The sequence below is a fragment of the Mucilaginibacter phyllosphaerae genome (assembly GCF_004378255.1).
In the GTDB taxonomy this organism is placed as follows: domain Bacteria; phylum Bacteroidota; class Bacteroidia; order Sphingobacteriales; family Sphingobacteriaceae; genus Mucilaginibacter; species Mucilaginibacter phyllosphaerae.
In genome coordinates this window covers 369,193-388,963 of the sequence record NZ_SNQG01000002.1, presented here as the reverse complement: position 1 = coordinate 388,963, position 19,771 = coordinate 369,193, and the positions used below count along the sequence as shown (strand labels likewise).

Below are 19,771 nucleotides of genomic sequence, written 5' to 3'. Positions count from 1 at the left end.
ATTTTTTATAATGATGTTCCGTTTGAGCCTGGTTTATTATGAGCAATATTGATGTCATGTTTAGGATAAAGCGCGCTGTACGTTTTATCCAGATCCTGGAACAGCGACTGCTGATCTAAAAATGCCGCCAACCTGGCATCCAATGTAATTTCCTGCTGGTACGACCGGAGGCTTTTGAACAGGCTGGTATAAACCAAAAATGTTGTATGAAGCATCATGACAGATGGGTTACGATACTCGGCAACCGGGTCTGCCAGCCTGCCTGCAAGAAACATTCTGATAGTATTGGAGAGATCGATGATGGCAGCCGATAGGGTTTCTGTAAACTCCTGCGCTGTGGAGATGTCTTCAAACTTTTTCATCGACCCTAAGTCTACAAAACCACCATCTACTACTGCATTCTGTGCTTCCAGGCAATGCCCTGCTCCTATGCTTTCTATACTGCCGGGCATCATTTTACAAACCAGCATCCGGGCTAAATTATCTACCCATGTATTAACTGCAGATGCAGGGTCGCAATTATCTTTTATCTTTTTTAGCCTGCCCTGGTAGTCGTTATCCGGCAGCTGCCATTCCAGATCGATATGGGCCACCCGGATGGGTAATTGCGGGTAGTAATATAACATACCGCCCAGCCCTTTTGAGGAAGCGTATTGCACTATCTGTGATGACCTGCCAGATAACAGGGGCAGCAAAATATTCATAAATGCCGCCTGCTGTGTTTCGGTCCATTTAAATATGGCAAGGGGCAGCGGGCAATGGGCCAGCTTTTTAAACAGCCGGATATGCTCTGATTGAAAAGCTAACGCATTCTCCATATCCTGCATGCATTCCTCTACGGTAACCGCCATCGGGATCTTTTGCTCCACAATTGGAAAATGCTCCAGCACCGAAAATAAAGACCTGCCGCGGGACGGATAATCTACGCGCAGTTGCTTCAGCATATTCAATTTTTTGGGTATGTGCTGATGAATGATCTCTGTACCCTTTACGGCGATAACACCCGATCCGTCCAAACGATCATACCAGGCCCGAAGGTGCCTTATCGGGCGAACAGATGATTTAGCCTTAAAAGGATCAAGCCCAACTTCTTCACCAATGGACTCCATCACCCGCTGGTAATGCTGCTTAATGCCGGGCAAAACAGCCTGCAGTTCATCCATCAAACCGGGCTTATTCTTGTTTAATTCCCAAATTACCTGCGGGCGTAGCTCTGATTCGTTTTTAATTGCGTTCGGCATTTCTGAGTGCTGATAATTTTAATAAACCTTCTCTTCTTTTTATCTGGTCGGTATTGCCGGAAGATGTTTCCATTATACTTTTTTTCAATTCTGAAAGTGTGATATCAGTGCGATCTGTAACTAAGCTTATAATACGCTTAAAATATCCCCACCAGCGCGCTATCAGTTGTTCATCATACAGGGCACGGTTATATTCCATATTAACCGTAAAGTTTTTGACTTCTTCAAATGTCACCAGCAGATCGTATTTAGAAGCTTCAGTAGCTACGTTCACCGGCTCGGCCTGCAATTCAGGCAGATCAAGCTCTGCAGCCAGGTTATTCTGCAAAACCAGCTTTACCTGAAAAAACGGCATTTGCCCCTCGTGCCGTTCGGGATTAAGGTATTGCACCAGTTTTTCAAAAGGCAGGTCCTGGTTTTGGTAAGCATCCAGCGTTACCTTACGCGCCTGCTTCAGCATGCTTTTAAACGAAGGGTTACCGGCAAGGTCACTCCGTAAAACTATCTGGTTCACAAAAAACCCGATAAGGTTTTCGGTATTTACATCTGTACGGCAGGCGATATCGGTACCTATCACAATATCCTCCTGATGGGTAATAAGATGCAGCGTAGCATTAAATATGGATAGTAAAGCCATAAATACGGTGCACCCGTTTGTAACGGCCAAGCTTTTTACAGCATCCGCTTCCTTAGTTTCGAGTATGGCCCTGAATACATTGCTGCCCGTTTGCGTAGCGCAGCAATGGGGAGATGCAGGTAATTTTAAAATGGCAAAGTCTTCAAGCTTATCCCGCCAGTAACTGATCTGCCCGCCCAGGCCGCCGCTTTCAAACAGCTGCCTTTGCCATACAGAAAAATCGGCATACTGATAGTTAAGCGGTATTGTTTTGGGGGTGATCTTTTCCAGGTGATTCCTGTAAAATTCGCCTACCTCCTGCGCAATAATGCCGATAGACCATCCATCTGATACGATATGGTGAAAAGTGAGCTGAAAATAATGCTCATCATCTTCTGTTTTAACAATTATCCCCCGCAGCACCTGGCCACTGCTTAGATCGAAAGGAAGCTTGCCCTGATCGTTCAAATTCTGCAATGCTTCACTTTCCGGATCATTTGTTGCCGACCGGTCTAAAAACAATAGAGGCACCGCTATAGCATCATGAACCTTTTGTTTGCCCTTTCCATCAATTAGGTGATAAGATGTTCTGAGGATATCATGGCGGGCTACCAGGCTGTTAACAGCGCCTTGCAGGGCCTTAATATTTAATTCCCCCTTCAGCTTAACGGTTAAAGGCACGTTATAGAAAGCACTGCCTGGTTTTAGCAGGTATAGAAACCATAAACGCTCCTGTGCAAAAGAAAGATCCAGATAATCGGTCGGGGTTACTTTTTCCCACTCCGGTTTGTTTACAATTGATTTTTTTGCCAATAGCTGCGTAATATTTTTGGCAAGATCTTCCAGCACCGGGTGATCAAAAACACTTTGTACCGGTATTTCTATGGCTAAGGGGATCCGGAGCCTGGCTATCAGCCTGGTTGCTAACAGGGAATGCCCGCCCGATTCAAAAAAGTCCGAACGGATGTCTGCCGGCGCTTTGCCCAACAGTTCTGTCCAGTTTTGCCACAACAGGTCTTCTACCATATTCAATTGCTTGCGGGTATTCGCAAAAGAGCCGGGATCTGTTTCGGGCATCGGCAGGGCATTTATATCCAGCTTGCCGTTGGCAGTAACCGGGAAAATAGGCAGATGCACAATATTTGCAGGCAGCATATACTCGGGCAGATAAGCCCTTAGCCATTCTTTAAAATCGGCAACAGATGTATGTACCCCGTTCTGAATAACGTAAGCTATGATCTGCTTTTGCCCGCTGCTATCCGTTTTAAGAACAGCGATGGCAGAAACCACTGTTTTGTATCTGGAGAGTGCCGTTTCTATCTCGCCCAATTCAATTCTATAACCTCTTACCTTTACCTGCTTATCTTTACGGCCCAAAAATTCAATGTTGCCATCCGGATAGAACCTGGCCATATCCCCTGTATCATACAGGCGGCTGCCCGGCGCTGTACTAAAGGGGTCGGGAATCAGTTTTTGTGCCGTTAACCGGGGCGAATTGGCATAATGCGAAAACAGGCAATCGCCGCCTATATATAAGTTACCCGGGATACCTATGGCACAAACGTTCAGTGCATGGTCAAGCACATAATACCTGGCATTTTGAATAGGTTTACCATAAGGTATGCTCTTCCATTTCGGGTTGATATGATCAACCACAAAATAATTAGACCATACCGTTGCTTCGGTGGCCCCGCCAAGTGAAACGAATTCAACTAAAGGAAAAGTCTGCCTGATCCTGTCGGGCAAATTAATGGGGATCCAGTCCCCGCTTTGAAAGATCAGCCTAAGCTTTGATTCGACCTTAAACTCCGGTAAAAACGGCACTAACTGGTTAAGCGCGGCCGGTGCCGAATCCCAAAAGGTTATCGGTTCGGCAGTTAAAATCTTTACCAGTTCTGCCGGTTCGCGGATAGCATCATCTGCAACCACCCTTACAGAAGCCCCTGCAGCTAAAAACCCGAAAATATCATAAACCGAAAGATCGAAACTTAACGAAGTAATAAATAATACCCTGTCGCTTGCTGTAATGTTAAATTTGTTATTTACCCATTCTATCAGGTTAATAACCGGTTTGTGGGTAACCGTTACCCCCTTGGGCGTACCGGTAGAACCCGAGGTGAAAATAACATAGGCTTCATCATCAGCGGATACAACTACATCCGGATTTACTTCGTTATCACATATCGTATCAAGCCTTTCATCTTCGGGCAAAATGATCTCCGCAAATTCATCCAGCAGGATCAAACGCTTGGCTGTAATGGCATCCGTTTTTAAAAGATATTCGCTATGCTTATGCTGTGTTATTATTAAATCAATATTTAAACTGGCAATAATGTGGGCAACGCGGTTTACAGGATTGCTCAGGTCGATGGGTACATAAGCCGCACCGGTTTTAAGTATGCCCAGTAAAGCCGGTATCATTTCTATACCCCGGCTAAAGTAAACGCCTATATATTTATTTTTACCAGCACCTTTTTTGATCAGCCTGTTTGCTATCCGGTTGGCAGCAATATTGGTTTGCAGGTAGCTTAACGCGCCTCTGCTCCCGGTAATGGCGATATTGTTAGGTGTTTTGTTTGCCTGGATCTCGAACAGGGTATGAATGCATTGTTGTTTATTGTATTCAAACTCCGTATGGTTCCATTCATACGCTATTTTTTTCCGGGTCAACTCATCAACCATCGGTATGTTGCCGATAAACGTTTGGTGCGCAAACTTGCCGGCAGCAACCACATGAGTTATTAACTGCACCAGGCTATGCAAAATCTGCTGCATATTTTTTTCGGGGATGCGGCCCGGCTGGAACAGTGCACGCAATACAAATTCATCCTCTCCCGGCTCTACTACCAAAGTTAAAGGATAGTTGGTACGCTCATGAATAACGGCTTTTTTTAGCTTGATACCGCCAAAGGCCTGTGCCTGCATAGCAGAAACCGGGTAATTCTCAAATACAAATAACGACTCGAACAAAGGCGAAGTAGCAGGCAATTGGCTGCACCTCTTGATCTCGCTGAGTGACGAATACCCAAACTCCTGAACCGAGTGTAAGTTTTGCTGAACCTGTTTTAGCCAGGCAGATAGCCGTTCGTTTGAATTGACGCCTATCCTTACAGGTACAGAGTTAATAAACAAACCAACCTTGCTTTCTATGCCCGGCAGGTCGGGATGACGGCCGGCCACGGTGATACCAAAGCTGATATCATCTGAAGCCGTGTAACGGCTTAACAGTAATGCCCAGCAGGAAAGCAGTAATACATTAACTGTAATCTCACTCTCCCTTGCAAACCGCTTTATATCATCCGTTAATGTATAGGGGATGTGATATGCTGTTTCTACAGGTGTTGTACCGGTATCTTTAAGGTCTTCGGGAAGCGGGGTTGCGCCCGACAGGCCCTTTAAATAACCGGCCCAGAATTTTTTTGCCTTTTCTTCATCAAGTGACGAAAGCCAGCTGATGTAGTTTTTATAGGGACGAACTACCGGTAACTTAGGCGTATCACCGGTAACCAGCGACTGATAGATCTGCTGAAACTCCTGAAAAATAATACCTGTAGACCAGCCATCTACCAAAAGGTGATGATGAGACCAGATCAGGTCGAAATGCACAGTATCAAGCTGAACAACCATAAGACGCATTAGCGGCGCTTGGTCGAGTTTAAAGGTTTTCTTTCTGTCGGTGGCAAGCAACTCTTCCATCGCATGCTGCTTGTCCGTTTCATTTTTATCAGTCCAGTCCATCACGGTTACAGGCACCTCTGCATGCTGCATGATCACCTGCATCGACTCTTTTTGCAACTCCCAGTAAAACGAAGACCGCAAAACTTCGTGCCTTTGCAGCAGTACCTTCCAGGCCTGTTTAATTATATCCGGATCCGCCTTACCCTCAAAACAACAATGTACCTGCTGAAAATACGCAGTTTGGTTTTCATCTATAATAGAATGAAAAAGCATCCCCTGTTGCATTGGGGTAAGCGGGAATATAGCTTCGATACTTTTATTCACGGTCGGCAGCGTTTAATAGGTTGTTAAGTTGGGCAGCAATAGTATGGATATGGGTTTCTGACAGCATATTTAAATGATGCCCCTCCGCAGGATGAACGGTAACGGCGCCACACTCCTGCCAGTTGTTTGCCGCCGTTGCACCCGCCCGGCGGAAAGCGGCATCGCTCAGGTTCTCAGGCACTCCTTCTTTTGGTTCAAACAAATGCATTTCAAACGGATGTGCTTTGCATTGGTATTCATTCATTGCATAAACATTCGCCCTGAAAACGTCAACAAGTGTTTCTACATCTTTTTCTGTGGCATTTGCAGCAAGTAATTTTACATCTATGGCAAGCTTTAATAACATGCTGAACGAACTGTTATTTTCATTCCTTGCGATCAATTCTTCAACATGCCTGCAAAGTGTTGTGCCGTTCATATCAGCCAGTAACTTTGCAATAGAAACCATCAGTTGGCCGTCATTAGGTTGCGGCTTTTTATCCAGGGGGGCATAACTGTCAAAACAAAATAAACGGGCTATTTCGGCTCCCTCGCCATGAAGTAAGCGGGCTATCTCCAGCGCCACAACCCCACCGAATGACCAGCCTCCTAATATATACGGCCCTTCTGCCTGTACCTTTTTTATATCTTCTGCATAGATCAAAGCTAATTCTTCGATAGTATGGTAAGCTGATCTTTTGCCCGACAGGCCGGGATCCTGCAAGGCATAAACGGGCCGGCCCAGCATGGTAGCAAGTTTGGTGTAGCAAAATACAAAGCCGCCGGTTGGATGAATAAAAAACACCGGCGTTAACAAGGCATCGCCTTTAGCCAGGCATACCATAGATGAAAATGCGGGTGCTGAATTGCGCTGAATTAATAATGCCTGCATTTTTATGGTAGGCGCTTCAAAAACTTCGCTCAATCTAAAGTCGCGGCCTAATTTATCATGAATAGCCGAGGCGAGGTTTACAGCCAGCAACGAATGCCCGCCTGCCTCAAAAAAATTATCGGTTACGCTTATCCTATCCCGTTTCAATAGATTTTTCCAGATCTCTAAAAGTTCTGATTCAACGTGATCAGCAGGAGGTACAATTGCTCTTTCGGCACCCAACCGGTTTAGATCCATCATAGCAAGCGCCTTGCGGTCGGCTTTTCCGTTTACCGTGCGCGGAATTTTAGTTAACTGTATAAATACAGAAGGCACCATATATGCAGGCAACCGCGATGAAGCAAGTTGGCGTAACTCCTGTTCGTTAACGCTATTATTTGCTGTGTAAAAACAGCAAAGCTGCTGCAGTTCATCCGTGCCGTTTATTACCGTGATAACTTTTGATAAAGCCACGTGTTTCCCTATTACTTCTTCAATCTCACCCAGTTCAATCCTGAAGCCACGCAGTTTCACCTGCTGATCTATCCGGCCAAAAAGTTCCAGGTTACCATCCTGCGTCCAGGCAGCCAGATCACCGGTTTTATACATTATCGCCCCGCTATCAGAGGCAAACGGGTCGGGAACGAATGAAGACGCCGTTAACACAGGCTGATAGAGGTAGCCCCGTGAAACTGCCGCACCCGAAATATAGAGCTCTCCTTTTACGCCTGCCGGTTGTAATTGCAAACTTTCGTTCAGCACATATAGCCTCACGCCGTGTATAGGTTTACCTATGGGCACAGTATCCGTACCCACATCTTTGGTGCAATCAAAATGGCTTACCTGTATGGTACATTCTGTAGGGCCGTATAGGTTAATAAGTTTTGCCTGATGATTATGGACGAATGCTTTGCGCAAATTCAATGGTAAAGGCTCCCCACCGCAAAACATGTAACGCAGCGATGAAAAGGAAACGCCCCCTGCGGCTTGCAATAACCCTGAGAGCAAAGACGGCACTGCCTGCAATACTGTTATCTTTTCCTGAATAATATGCCCAACGATAGCCTGAAGATTCTGCTGGTCTTCTGCCGGCATTAACACCAGTGTAGAACCGGCTATCAGGGGTGAAAAGATCTCCCATACCGAAGCATCAAAACCGAATGGTGTGCGTTGCAGAAAAATATCATGTTTATTAAACTGATACTCTTTTTGCATCCATATCATGTGGTTTACCAGCTGGCGGTGCTCAACCACCACACCTTTGGGTTGGCCGGTAGAGCCGGACGTGTATAGCACATACGCTGCTAATGCCGGATTGATAATCCTCTTAACAGGTGCTTTAGCCCCCGATAATTCATCTGTTGCTATCGGCATCGTTTTAACACGATGCGGTAACCAGCTTAACGTATTAATTTCAGAAGAAACCAAAATAGTTTTCAATCTGCTATGCTCCGCAATGTAAGATAATCTGCCTTCGGGGTACGACGGGTCGAGCGGCACGTAAGCCGCACCGGCCTTAAGCACAGCAAGCATCGCTATAACCATCTCTACCCCTCTTTCACAATAAATACCAACGTAAGATTCATCGGATGAAATTAAATGCGAGAGCCGGTTGGCTGCTTCATTAAGCTGCCCGTAGGTAAGCTGCCTGTTTTTGCATTTAAGCGCTATACCTTGCGGGTTATTGCTTGCCTGTAATTCAAATAGCCCGTGCAGGCTTTGGGGTGTTTCGGCAGTTACTGTAGCTATGGCACCACTACCCAGGCGGAGCAGCATTTGCTCCTCCTGACCGGTTGTTATTTTTATATTTTTCAGCTGCTGATCCGGGAACCGCAGTGCATTATCCAGCATGATCATGTAACGGTCGAGCAGGCGGTTGGCCGCTGTTGCTGATAAAGCAGAACTAAGCTGTATCTCAAACCCTTCTGCCAACTTAAAAACAGAAATTACCGGGCGGTCTGATAACTCATTTATCGACTGCCCGATGATAGGCCAGCTGTTTGAATTGTTATTAGCAACATACCTGAAACCAGGGAAATGCACGGCCTGCTTTTCTAAGTATTCCGGTATGTCATGTTCCCATTGTTGATCTTCGGTTAAATTTTCGTGTACCTTAAGCACTGTATTAACCAGGCTTGCCTCAAGCCCCTGTGTAATTACAGGGATCTTTTTTTCCAGTGCGCCAAGGGCATGCTGCAATTCGGGCAAATTCCTGCCTGTACTATAAAAAAAGCACCACTTTTCATCAGGATCCAGCCGGCACAACAAGCTTTGCCAAACGGTAAACAGTAAAAGGTCCTTACCGCAATTAATAAAGTTATTATCCAATCGTTTGGCTACATGGATAGGTAAATGAAGGCTTACCACACACGCGGTATGCTCTTTTTTGTACAAAGACTTTTCAGCAAACAGCGCTCTTTTTTGCCAGTAATCGTTCTTCTCTTCTAAAATCTCATTCAACCAGCCGGATAGGTCGGCATATTGTATCTCAACGTTTGCTTCATCCGGAGATTCGTATTGTTTGCACAATTCATCAACTATCATTCCGGCTGCGGTTGCATCAGCTAATAATGATGATATTTCCAGCAAAAGCACCATACCGTTCACATCCGTTTGAAACAGCCTGAACCGCCAGCCACAACCCTCATCAGCCCACAGATCGTTTAACTGATCCTCTGCTAAAAACGATCTGATAGCGGCAAGATCCCTGAACCTGGTATCAACAACAGGCATCAACGGTATATGAGCGGGATCTTCCTCTATCATCTGCACCGGAAATTCCATTCCGGGGATCTTTTCAAAATATGTTCTTAATATTTCGTATTTGCGCACCAGGGCAACCAGGGCAGTTTCCAACCTTTCGGGGTCGGGCCTTCCAGGAACGGCAGCGAAACAACGATGATAAACGCCGCCGCTTGTAAAATTTGCTTTTTGCTGAGGGCTTAAGGGATACCCTGCTATTTTACTTGTTTCCATTTTAATCTCATTTAAAAGCTTGCCCCATTGCTACCAGTATTTTTCTTTGCCCTTCAAAGGCATTACGGCCATGCGCTGTCAGCATATTATCCAGCAGCAGCAGGTCGCCTTGTTGCCAGGGCCCGGCAATGGTCTCTGTATCAATTGCATCCTTAATGATCCGGATCACCTCATCATCTATTTTTCCGCCGTCGCCATAAGTAGTATTATAAGGCAGATCATCAATCTCAAAGTTTTTCAAAAAATTCTCTTTAATCCGTGCATCTAATGTGGAGGGGTGCCAAAACACAACATGGTTAAACCAGATCTTCTCGCCTGTTACCGGGTGGGTGTGTACAGCATCCCTTACACAGCTTGTTTTTAATACCGCATCATTTTTCCAGGTAAATTCCAGATCGGCCTTTTTGCAATAAGCTTCCACCTCGGCCCGGGTATTTAAACCGAAAGATTTTTGCCAGGTAAGGCTGAAATTAGGGTCGTAGTTGCGGATAAGTTTCCATTTTCGTTTTTCAAACTCGTCTCTTATTTCCTTTGGGATCCTTTGATAAACCTTCCGCATATCGGCAATAGTTGTTTCGCCGCCCTCAACCGGGGGTGTTTCGCAGAAAAAACAGATCTTCATCGGCCAGGAAAGCACGTAAGAAAGTTCGTTATGCAACTGTATGGTATATTCACTCGGGAATTCTGTAGCGGTGTACACTTTATCTGTAAGGGCTGTCCGTGGCGTAGCGCCCTCTACATATTTCATCAGCGGGATATCCAGAGCCGAAAGCATATCATGAAATTCTACCTGCCCCGGTAGCGAAAAACCACGAAACAGCAAACCGCCGTTCTCTAAAAGCTTTTGGTTAATGAATGACCGCTGTGTATTCAGCCATTCCTTTAAATTAACACCGGGCAGGTTGGGCGAAATAACCATGGGCAAACTTCTGCCCTGTAATGTGGCTATTTTTACCAGGTCTGCTGATTCTATTAAAACCGGCTTCCGTTTCAGATTAATAAGCTCTCTCATTTGTTTGCTGTTAAATTGCTATACAAATCGGTTAATTCTTCTTTTTCCAGCGCCACCAGCGAAACATCCAATGGTGCCCCGGTTGCTAAAAATTCAAGCAAATAGCTTTTCATACTATCGGCCAGATCTGTTATTTGCTGTTTGGTATGCTGTTCTGATGAATAATGCCAGTTAACCTCCAATTCTCCGTTGAGAATTAATGCCTCAAGCTCCAGTTTATGCAGCCTTGGCGATTCGGGTGCGCGTTCATTCATACATTTGTATTGGTTGATACGGATGAGGCCGTCCTCGGGCAAAACAGCATCTAATTGCCCGATGTAGTTAAATGAAACATCCGGGTGCGGCAAAGCCATCGTTTCCTGGCCCATATACTCTATTACATTAGCCGAAAACCCTTTATTGGGCACCCCGTTAATTTGTCCGCTGATATCGTTCAGCGCATCTGAAACGGTTTGCGCGCCGGTTGCCAAAAACACAGGATAATGGGACGTAAACCACCCTACGGTGCGTGTAACATCCAGGTTTGTAAAAAAGCTTTCCCTGCCATGCCCTTCAAGCTGCACCAGCAATATCCCGTCTTCGCTGTACGAAGTGATGGTTAGCGTGAGCGCTGCAAGCAGGATATTTTGAATACTTGCTGACCTTGAGCCACTTGTTGCAGTTAATAATTGCTGTGTTTGATGACGATCCAGGGTAAACTTTATCATCCGTTCGTCGGCTACATTATTACTTCCCGAACCATTGACCGGAAATGGCCATGCAACAGCAGGGATCTCGCTCATGGTGTACCAGTATTCACGCTCCTGTTTTAGTAATGGAGAGCGCGAAAAAGCAATTATTTCTTGCGCCCACTCTGCATACGAATTTGTTTTTGCCTGCAGCACAAACGGCCTGCCGCTGATGGCCTGTTGGATCAGGGCCTGCAGATCAGACAATAAAATACGCAGGGAAACACCATCTACAAGTAAGTGATGCACAATAACCAGCAATTGCGCATTTTTATCTTTTGCGGCAAACCACGTTAACCGGATGGGCTCATGGCCAATATTAACGGATGCCTGCTCATTGCGGATAATGCCCTGCTGTTTAGCCAGGTAATCCACAGGCCCATCTGTATCAATAACCGCCAGCGTAAAGCTGTATTTATTCTCTGCTTCGCAACTTTGCGCCCATTCGTTTTCGGCAAATTTATAATGTGTCCTCAGCATATCATGATGAGCCATCAACTGCTCCAAAGCACCTTTAACAATCTCTGGTGTTATGCTTTGATCCAGATCTAACAATAGCGACATGTTCCAGTGATCGCTCCACTGCTCAAAATGCTTAAAAAAACGCTGCTGCACAGGCGTCATCGGCACCTTACCGGTGATTTTTTGAGCCGGAAGATCTGTTCTGTTTGTTAAAGCTAAATTTTGGGATAGCTGCGCTATTGTTGGGTTTTTAAAAATATCGGCCGGTTTGCAGTTAAACCCGGCTTCCTTAATTCGGCTGGCTATCTGGATGATCTGGATCGAGTCGCCCCCGATAGAAAAATAGTTATCATTCACCGATAATTCCGGTATCCGAAGCACCGATTTCCAAATATTGCTGATCGCTGTTTCTGTATCTGTCAGCGGGGCTTTTTTTGTCTCGTCAGAAGCTTTTGCCACCGGTAAAGGCAGTGCGCCCTTATCCAGCTTACCGTTGGCTGTTATAGGGAATCTGTCTAAAAACACCCAATGCGCCGGAACCATGTGCACAGGCAGCAGCCCGGTAAGGTAAGTGGTTAGTATATCCGCATTTAAACCGGGTTTGCCCGTAACATATGCCGCCAGCGAGGGGTTTTCTGAATCAATAGGTAAAACTACCGCCTGGCTTACATCCGGGTATGCTGCTATTTTTTTTTCAATTTCGCCGGGTTCTATCCGGTATCCGCGTATTTTAACCTGCAGATCATTGCGGGCTATCCATTGTAATTTACCATTAGGCAACAGGCGCACCTTATCGCCGGTATTGTAAAGTTTGGCATTAGGCAAATCATCAAAAGGGTTGGGTATAAAAAGCTTCGAGGTCAGTTCGGCATTTCCGATATAACCATCAGACAAGTTTTTGCCTCCTATATAGAGTTGGCCTGCGCTTCCCCTTGTTACCGGTTTAAGATCCTTATCCAGCACATATACTTCATTATTTGGCAGCACCGTATCTAACGTAAGCGTCCCTGTTTCGGCATTATCAGCCTTAAACTCACCAACTAAAATCCCTATGGTTGTTTCTGTTGGCCCATAATGGTTAAATATGCTGCAATCCGGTGCCAATTCTTTAAGCCTGGCGGCAAAGGCCATGTCGCAACTTTCGCCACCCAATACCAGCAATTTTGCAGGTAGAATTTGCTCCGGCTGTTGCGTGTTAAGCAAGGCCTTAAGATGCGAAGGAACGATCTTTAGGCAGTCTATCGGGTTTGCAGTAAAGTATTGCTTAATACCGTAAGCATCCAGCGTTAATTCAGGGTCGATAATGTGCAGGCATCCACCTTTAGCCAGCGAAGGGAAGATCATGGTATAACCTAAGTCGGCCGAAAAGGTTGAAATTTGTGCGTAATGCCCCTTTGCAGGCATGGGCAATACCTGCATAATGCCGTGCACATAATTAGCCAAGGCACCATGTGCTACGGCTACAGCTTTGGGCACACCGGTAGAACCTGATGTGAATAACAGATAAGCCGTATCAGTTTCAATAACGGCCGGAAGATCAACTTTTAAATGCGGTAGCTTTTCCGGCACATCAAAACTTAAATAACTGATGCTGCCGTTAAATTGGGTGATAAAAGATTGGGTAACTTTTGCTTCAGTTGTCAGCATAAACCGGCATTCTGCAATTTTCAGGATCTCAATTATCCTTTGCTCCGGGTAATTTTCAATCGGTATAAAACTGCCCCCCGCTTTCATTACAGCCAGCATAGCAACAAGCATCTGCGAGGATCTTGGGAACCACAATGCAACCCTGGGCGAGGTACAATTAAATTCAGCGGCAATTTGCAACGCCATCTTTGTGCTCAAATAATCTAACTGCTGGTAGGTATAGGTCAGCTCCAGATCTTTTACCGCCGGATAATGAGGGAAGCCGGTTACACTTGCTTTAAAAAGATCCGTAAATAACAAAGCCCTTGTCGACGCTTTATCATAATCTCTGAACAAAGAAAGCACCTTTGCCTCTTCTTTTACCGATTGTAACGGCAATTCCCGAACAGGGGTTTGCGGCAATTGGATAGCAGCCGATAACAAAGCCTCGTACTGATCCATAAAACACTTTACTTCCTCCTCATCAAACAACTCTGCATTAAAATCCATACTGGCGGTAAGTTCACCGGCATCTTCCGTCATATTCAGGCTCAGATCAAATTTTGAAAATCTGATGGGTGGATTAATGGTTTTAAACGCCATGTCGGGCAAATCGAACGAACTTTGGATCCTATCCAGGTTAAACGTCACTTCTACCGGGGAATGCAGGTTTTGAGAGCCATTGCACTCTTGCAGCATGGCCGAAAAAGGAAAGTTAGGATGCTGAAACGCATTCAGCAGTGAGTTTTTGGTTTGTGCAAGTATATGCGCAAAGTCGCCATCTTCTGCGTCCGGAAAAAAGCGGATGGGCAGCAAATGCGTACAATAAGCAACCAATGGCCCCTCATCGTTAAAGTTTCGGCCGCTGGATGGGATGCCCACAAAAAAATCATGGCTTTCAGACACCCGTTTAACCCAGGCCCCGAATGCTGATAACAATACCATAAACGGTGTTACCGCATGCTGTTTGGAGAATTTACTAACCGCCTCCCAAATGGCAGGCGCAAAAGTGCGTTTGTAACTACCGCCTGCAAACCGCGTTTGCAGGGGCCTGCTGCGATATATGGGTAAATTAACCGGCCGGATGTTTTCAAACTGCGTACGCCAATATTCGCGTTCGCCTATCCATTCAGCGCTTTGCCTGATGGTGCTTTGCCAATCTGCCCAAAAGTCAAGTTTTTTAGGTTCTGGTAAAAATGCTGTTTCGCCTTGATCCTGGTAAATTTTAAATAACTCATCCAAGATGATCTGCACCGAAAAGCCATCTGCGATAATGTGATGGATCAGAAAAAGGAGCCGGTATTTATTATCCAGTTTATATAAAACGCATCTAAAAAGCGGGCCATCAGTCAATGCAAACGGTGTGGTCAGCTCTTCACTTATCTGTTTATCCAATTCCGGCTCAGACTTTACCTGGATGATGCTGATCTTGGCATTGATTTCATCAACTATATTCAGGCAGCTACCGCCCGCATCCACAAAGGCCCTCAGCGCCTGGTGGCGTGATACCACTACATCAAAACAATGCTGCAGCAATTCAACATCAACCTGTCCAGCTAATTCGATGGTTGTAGGGATGGTATATGCCGCGTTACCGGTTTCAGATAGTTGCGCCAATCGCCAAAGCTGTTCCTGGGCTTGTGTTAAAGGGATTTGCCGGATAGCCTTTTCTTTTAAACTTAAAAACCCACTGGATGCAAGCGCCTCAATGCTTTTTTTAACCGCCTTATAAATGCTGTCCAGATCCTCTTCGCTGTGTTCGGTAGATAGAAAACAATTTCGGCCTTCCCAGATATAAATGCCGTTCTCTAACAAATGGTAAAAGAAAAGATCCTGGTTGCCCGTAAACTCAAAACGGAACAACGAACCGAAATGATTTACTTTAAACGGCGCCTCAACCTGCTTAAAATATTGGTTGAGGCGAAATACCAGTCGCTGTGTTTTTTGATTCAGATCCCGGTACAGATCCGGCCCGGCAACATCAATTTTTTGCAGCACGGCCTTGCTGGCTGCAAGCGTAACCGGGTGCTTGCAAAAAGTGCCTGCAAAAAAAGTGGTATCAGCCTCCGGGAAAGACTGATCACCATATTGCCATTGGCCGCCATCTACCCCATCCATTATTGCCGCCTTACCGGCTACAATACCAACAGGCATTCCCCCGCCTACAATTTTACCATAAGTACCTATATCAGCCTTAATGCCAAACCAACCTTGTGCACCACTGCTGCTTGCACGGAAACCGGTGATCATTTCATCAATGATCAGGATAACCTGCTGCTCGGCGGTGATCCTGCGCAGGGTTATCAAAAAGTCGGCCGGCTGTAACTCGGGTTTACGGCTTTGCACCGGCTCAACAATAACTGCTGCAAGTTCATTATAATTATCCTGAATGTATTGCAAAGACTCAGCAGCGCCATATTCCAGCAGGATAATATCTTGTACCATACCCGGTAAAATGCCGGGGGCAACAGGCATGGTAGTATGCCCGGTATCAAAACCCGGCTCCCCAAGCGAGCCATCAAAATGCCCGTGATAGGAGTTTTTAAACATCACAATTTTTTCCTTTTTTCGCGAGGCCCTTGCCAGGCGCATGGCGATCATCACCGCCTCTGTACCGGAGTTGGCAAACATTACCCGCTCCATGCCGGTAATTTTTGCTACCAACTCCGCAGTTTCGCCAGAAAGTGAACTTTGTGGCCCCAGCCCCGAAAAATTGTCTATCTGCTGATGAACGGCTTCACGTATAAAATCAGGGTCGTGGCCAAAAAGGTGAACGCCAAACCCCATCGAAATGTCAATATATTGATTACCGTCGATATCCCACAGGTAAGCCCCCTTCGCCTTATTTGAAACAACAGGGTAAAGCATTTCTTTAGTAGAGAATCGGAACCCTGCCGAAGCCCTGTTATCTGCAAGGTGCTTACGGTGTTTAGCAGCGTATTCTTTTGATTTTGAAGTCCGTTGATTATATCTTATGATCAGCTCATCAAGGTGGTTTTGCTGCGCTTCGGATAAACTGCTTTTTGATTTTTGTTTTACGCCCCAGGATGGTAGTACGGCCTTTTGATTCTGATCTGCGGCATTAACCGCCTGTTTTACAAGCGGTTTATATGCTGAAACACCGGTTGCAGGCTGTATAATATGGGATGGATTGCCTTTTAGTAAAGCAATTTGCTGCTCCATCAGATCCAGTTGCCGGCTGATGATCAGATCTAAACTACTTTGGTTTTCGCGGGTGGCGGTATGGGGCAGTGACTGATCAACATGCTCAATATTTTCTTCCGGTTTGGCTTGTAAAACCGGAGAATTGACCAGCAGGTAAGATACCAGGCTTTCGATAGTACTCAGCTCTTCAAAAAACTGCCGCACCTTTAATTCAACCTTAAAATCCGACTCAATTTGCCGTACCGCGCTCACCAGCACTAAAGAATCGGCACCCATTTCCAAAAAGGAATCCTGTAATTGTACCTGTGTAGTTTTCACACGTAGCAAGCGTGCAATAGTGCCGCGTACCTGGTCGGCTGTTTTTTGCAGCATCTCAGATGATGGGGTATTGATAACCGGCATTAGTTTTTCTATATAAGTTTCTATATCCTGTTGGGCTGTTGTAAGCACCGGCGCTTTGTGCGCATAGGTATTTCCGTTTACTGCGGGATAATTTTCCAGGGGGGCATCAAGCCTGAATTCTTTTCGTTGAAAGGGATAGTTAGGCAAGGTTAAAAAGTTATGCTTTAACCCGGCAGGTGCGGCCTGGTTTATGCCGTATCCATCTAAAAACAACTGGCAAAGCGTATCATAAAACATACCGGCACCGGCATCCTTGCTGTGCAAAGTAGGTAAAAAGGCTATCCCCGTGGTTTCGGCGGTTAACTGGGCCAGGGTTGCAAGGATAGGTTTAGGGCCTATCTCTAAAGCATGCGTAATTTTTTGCCCGGCTAAAAGCTTAAGGCACTGATGGTATAAAACAGGTTTGCGGGTATGCTGCCGCCAATGGTTTGCACTAATCGTATTCCCTTTCAGGAACATCATCATACTGCAGGTAGAGAGCAGGGGCGTGTTTAGCGGACTGCTTTCTACGGATGAACAAAATGCTTCAAATTCATCCAGAACCGGGTCCATCAGGCAGGTATGGAATCCCGAGCTTACAGGCAGCTTTTTAACCTCGATATCGTTTTCTTTAACTACAGCAATAAACTCTTCGATCTCGTTTTTACCTCCTGCTAAAACAAAATGTTCGGGGCCGTTATACGCCGCAATTTCAATATGATGGCGGCCGGTTAACAGGGCTTTAAGCTGATCTTCTTTTACATGCAGCTCTATCATAGCACCTTGCTCCAGGTTTTGCATCAGCGTGCCCCTTTTTGCCACCAGCTTTAAAACATCTGCGCGCGTAATTGCCCCAGCCACGCAGGCTGCGGTATATTCGCCTAAACTATGGCCCATCACCAAATCGGGTACAATGCCGTATGATTGTAATAGGGCAGCTACAGCAAGCTCTACTGCAACAATGGCCGGTTGGGCATACCGGGTTTGGGTTAAAAGATGCTGCTCATCATCGTACAATATCCTGGTAAGTTTAACATCAAGATGCTTTGCAAGCAATTCTTCGCATTCATCAATCACTGTTTTAAAAACCGCATGCGTTTTATAAAGGCCTGCGCCCATTTGCGGGTATTGCGACCCTTGCCCGGTAAACATAAACACCATTTTTAAGGCGTTGCTTTTACGAGCTTTTGCCGCCTGGAAATCAACGGGCAGATCGGTCATGCAAGTTAATAGTTCAGGATTACCGGCACCATGAAAGGCTGCACGATAAGTAAATTGTGTACGCCCTGTGTTAGTTATACAGCAGATCCGGGCAACATCAGCTGATGTTTTTGAAGATAATAAGGTTTTGTATTGCGCAATGATATCCTTTAAAGCCGATTCTGATTTAGCACTTAAAAACAGTGTTAAATGATCGGTATCCGGGATATAAGGTGCATCCACTGTATCCGGCCGGGATGCAAGAATAATATGGCAGTTTGTGCCGCCAAAACCAAAGCCGCTAACCCCTGCAATGCGTTCGGCGGTATCCCAATCCTTTAATTGGGTTTGTACCATTATAGGCAGGTCATCAAAAGAAATATGCGGATTAGGCGTATTAAAATGCAAACTTGGCGGGATTGCCTTGTGCACAATACACAATAAGGTTTTAATGAAACCCGCTATACCTGCGGCAGCCTCTAAATGCCCGAAATTAGTTTTAACAGACCCTACGGCACATTTTTCGTGCGCTTTACGCCCTTCCTTTAAAACTTTTCCTAATGCTTTGGCTTCTACCGGGTCGCCTAATAACGTGCCGGTGCCGTGTAGCTCAACATACTGTAACCCGCCCGGCTCGATACCTGCTTTTTTACAGGCTACCCTTATCAGGTCTTCCTGGCTTTTTACATTGGGGGCGGTTAATCCGTTTGTAAAACCATCCTGATTTACAGCGCTTCCTTTGATAACTGCAAGTACCCGGTCGCCATCCCGCAGCGCATCTGCAAAACGTTTTAAAACAACCGCACCGGCCCCCTCGCCCCTTACATACCCATCAGCAGAAGCATCAAAAGTTTTACAACGGCCGTCTGCTGCCAGCATTTTAGCTTCTGTAAAGATCTGCGTTAGTTCGGGGCGCAATAGCGCATTGGTGCCACCTGCTACTGCAGTTTCGCATTCACCGTTAATTAAACTTTGGCAAGCCAGGTGAATAGCAACGAGAGAGGAAGAACACGCCGTATCAACGGCGATGCTTGGCCCTTTCCAGTTCATTAAATATGATAATCTGTTTGAAGCGATGCTGCCTGCATTGCCGGTGCCGCTATAAACAGTGATATTTTCTTTTACGTTTAAATTTAAGGCGTGGTCGGAAGTAGAAATTCCTGTAAAAACGCCTACCGATCTGTTATCCAGATGATTTTTAGTAAGGAATGCATTTTCTAAAGCCTGCCAAACAGCCTCATAGTAAATGCGATGCTGCGGATCTATAGACTGCGCCTCTAACTCCGAAATATTAAAAAACGAGGCATCGAAGCCGTAGATGTTATTTAGTAAACCTGCCCACTGTGTAGCAGGCTCGTTTACCTGCCAGCGGTGGCTGAAGTCTTTTGAGATCAGGTCTTTACCGTTAGAAAGCACATGCCAGAATTGTTCTAAATTCTCTGCTCCCGGGAAACGGCAACCCGCACCGATAACTGCAATTAGCTCTGGAGACCCTTGCTTCATCATCATTTT

At 45.7% G+C, this 19,771-nt stretch carries 5 protein-coding genes; all 5 read right to left on the bottom strand.

Annotated features, from left to right (window positions below):
- Positions 1 to 5: 5 nt before the first annotated feature.
- Genes E2R65_RS06545 through E2R65_RS06525 form a run of 5 tightly spaced genes read right to left on the bottom strand, consistent with a single transcriptional unit; the run spans position 6 to position 19,768 of the window.
- Positions 6 to 1,241, bottom strand: coding sequence for a hypothetical protein (locus tag E2R65_RS06545; RefSeq protein WP_134335682.1), 1,236 nt, complete (start codon positions 1,239 to 1,241; stop codon positions 6 to 8).
- Complete coding sequence (locus E2R65_RS06540; RefSeq protein ID WP_134335681.1) at positions 1,225 to 5,859, bottom strand: non-ribosomal peptide synthetase; 4,635 nt, start codon at positions 5,857 to 5,859, stop codon at positions 1,225 to 1,227. The genes E2R65_RS06545 and E2R65_RS06540 overlap by 17 nt, the downstream gene beginning before the upstream one ends.
- A complete protein-coding gene (locus E2R65_RS06535) occupies positions 5,852 to 9,685 on the bottom strand; it encodes a non-ribosomal peptide synthetase (protein ID WP_134335680.1) in 3,834 nt (1,277 codons plus the stop codon). Before E2R65_RS06535 ends, E2R65_RS06540 begins: the two co-directional genes overlap by 8 nt.
- Positions 9,686 to 9,692: 7 nt before the next feature.
- Positions 9,693 to 10,697 (bottom strand): TauD/TfdA family dioxygenase, encoded by a 1,005-nt coding sequence (locus E2R65_RS06530; protein WP_134335679.1) that lies wholly within the window; start codon positions 10,695 to 10,697, stop codon positions 9,693 to 9,695.
- Positions 10,694 to 19,768, bottom strand: coding sequence for a non-ribosomal peptide synthetase/type I polyketide synthase (locus E2R65_RS06525; RefSeq protein ID WP_134335678.1), 9,075 nt, complete (start codon positions 19,766 to 19,768; stop codon positions 10,694 to 10,696). Before E2R65_RS06525 ends, E2R65_RS06530 begins: the two co-directional genes overlap by 4 nt.
- Positions 19,769 to 19,771: the final 3 nt, after the last annotated feature.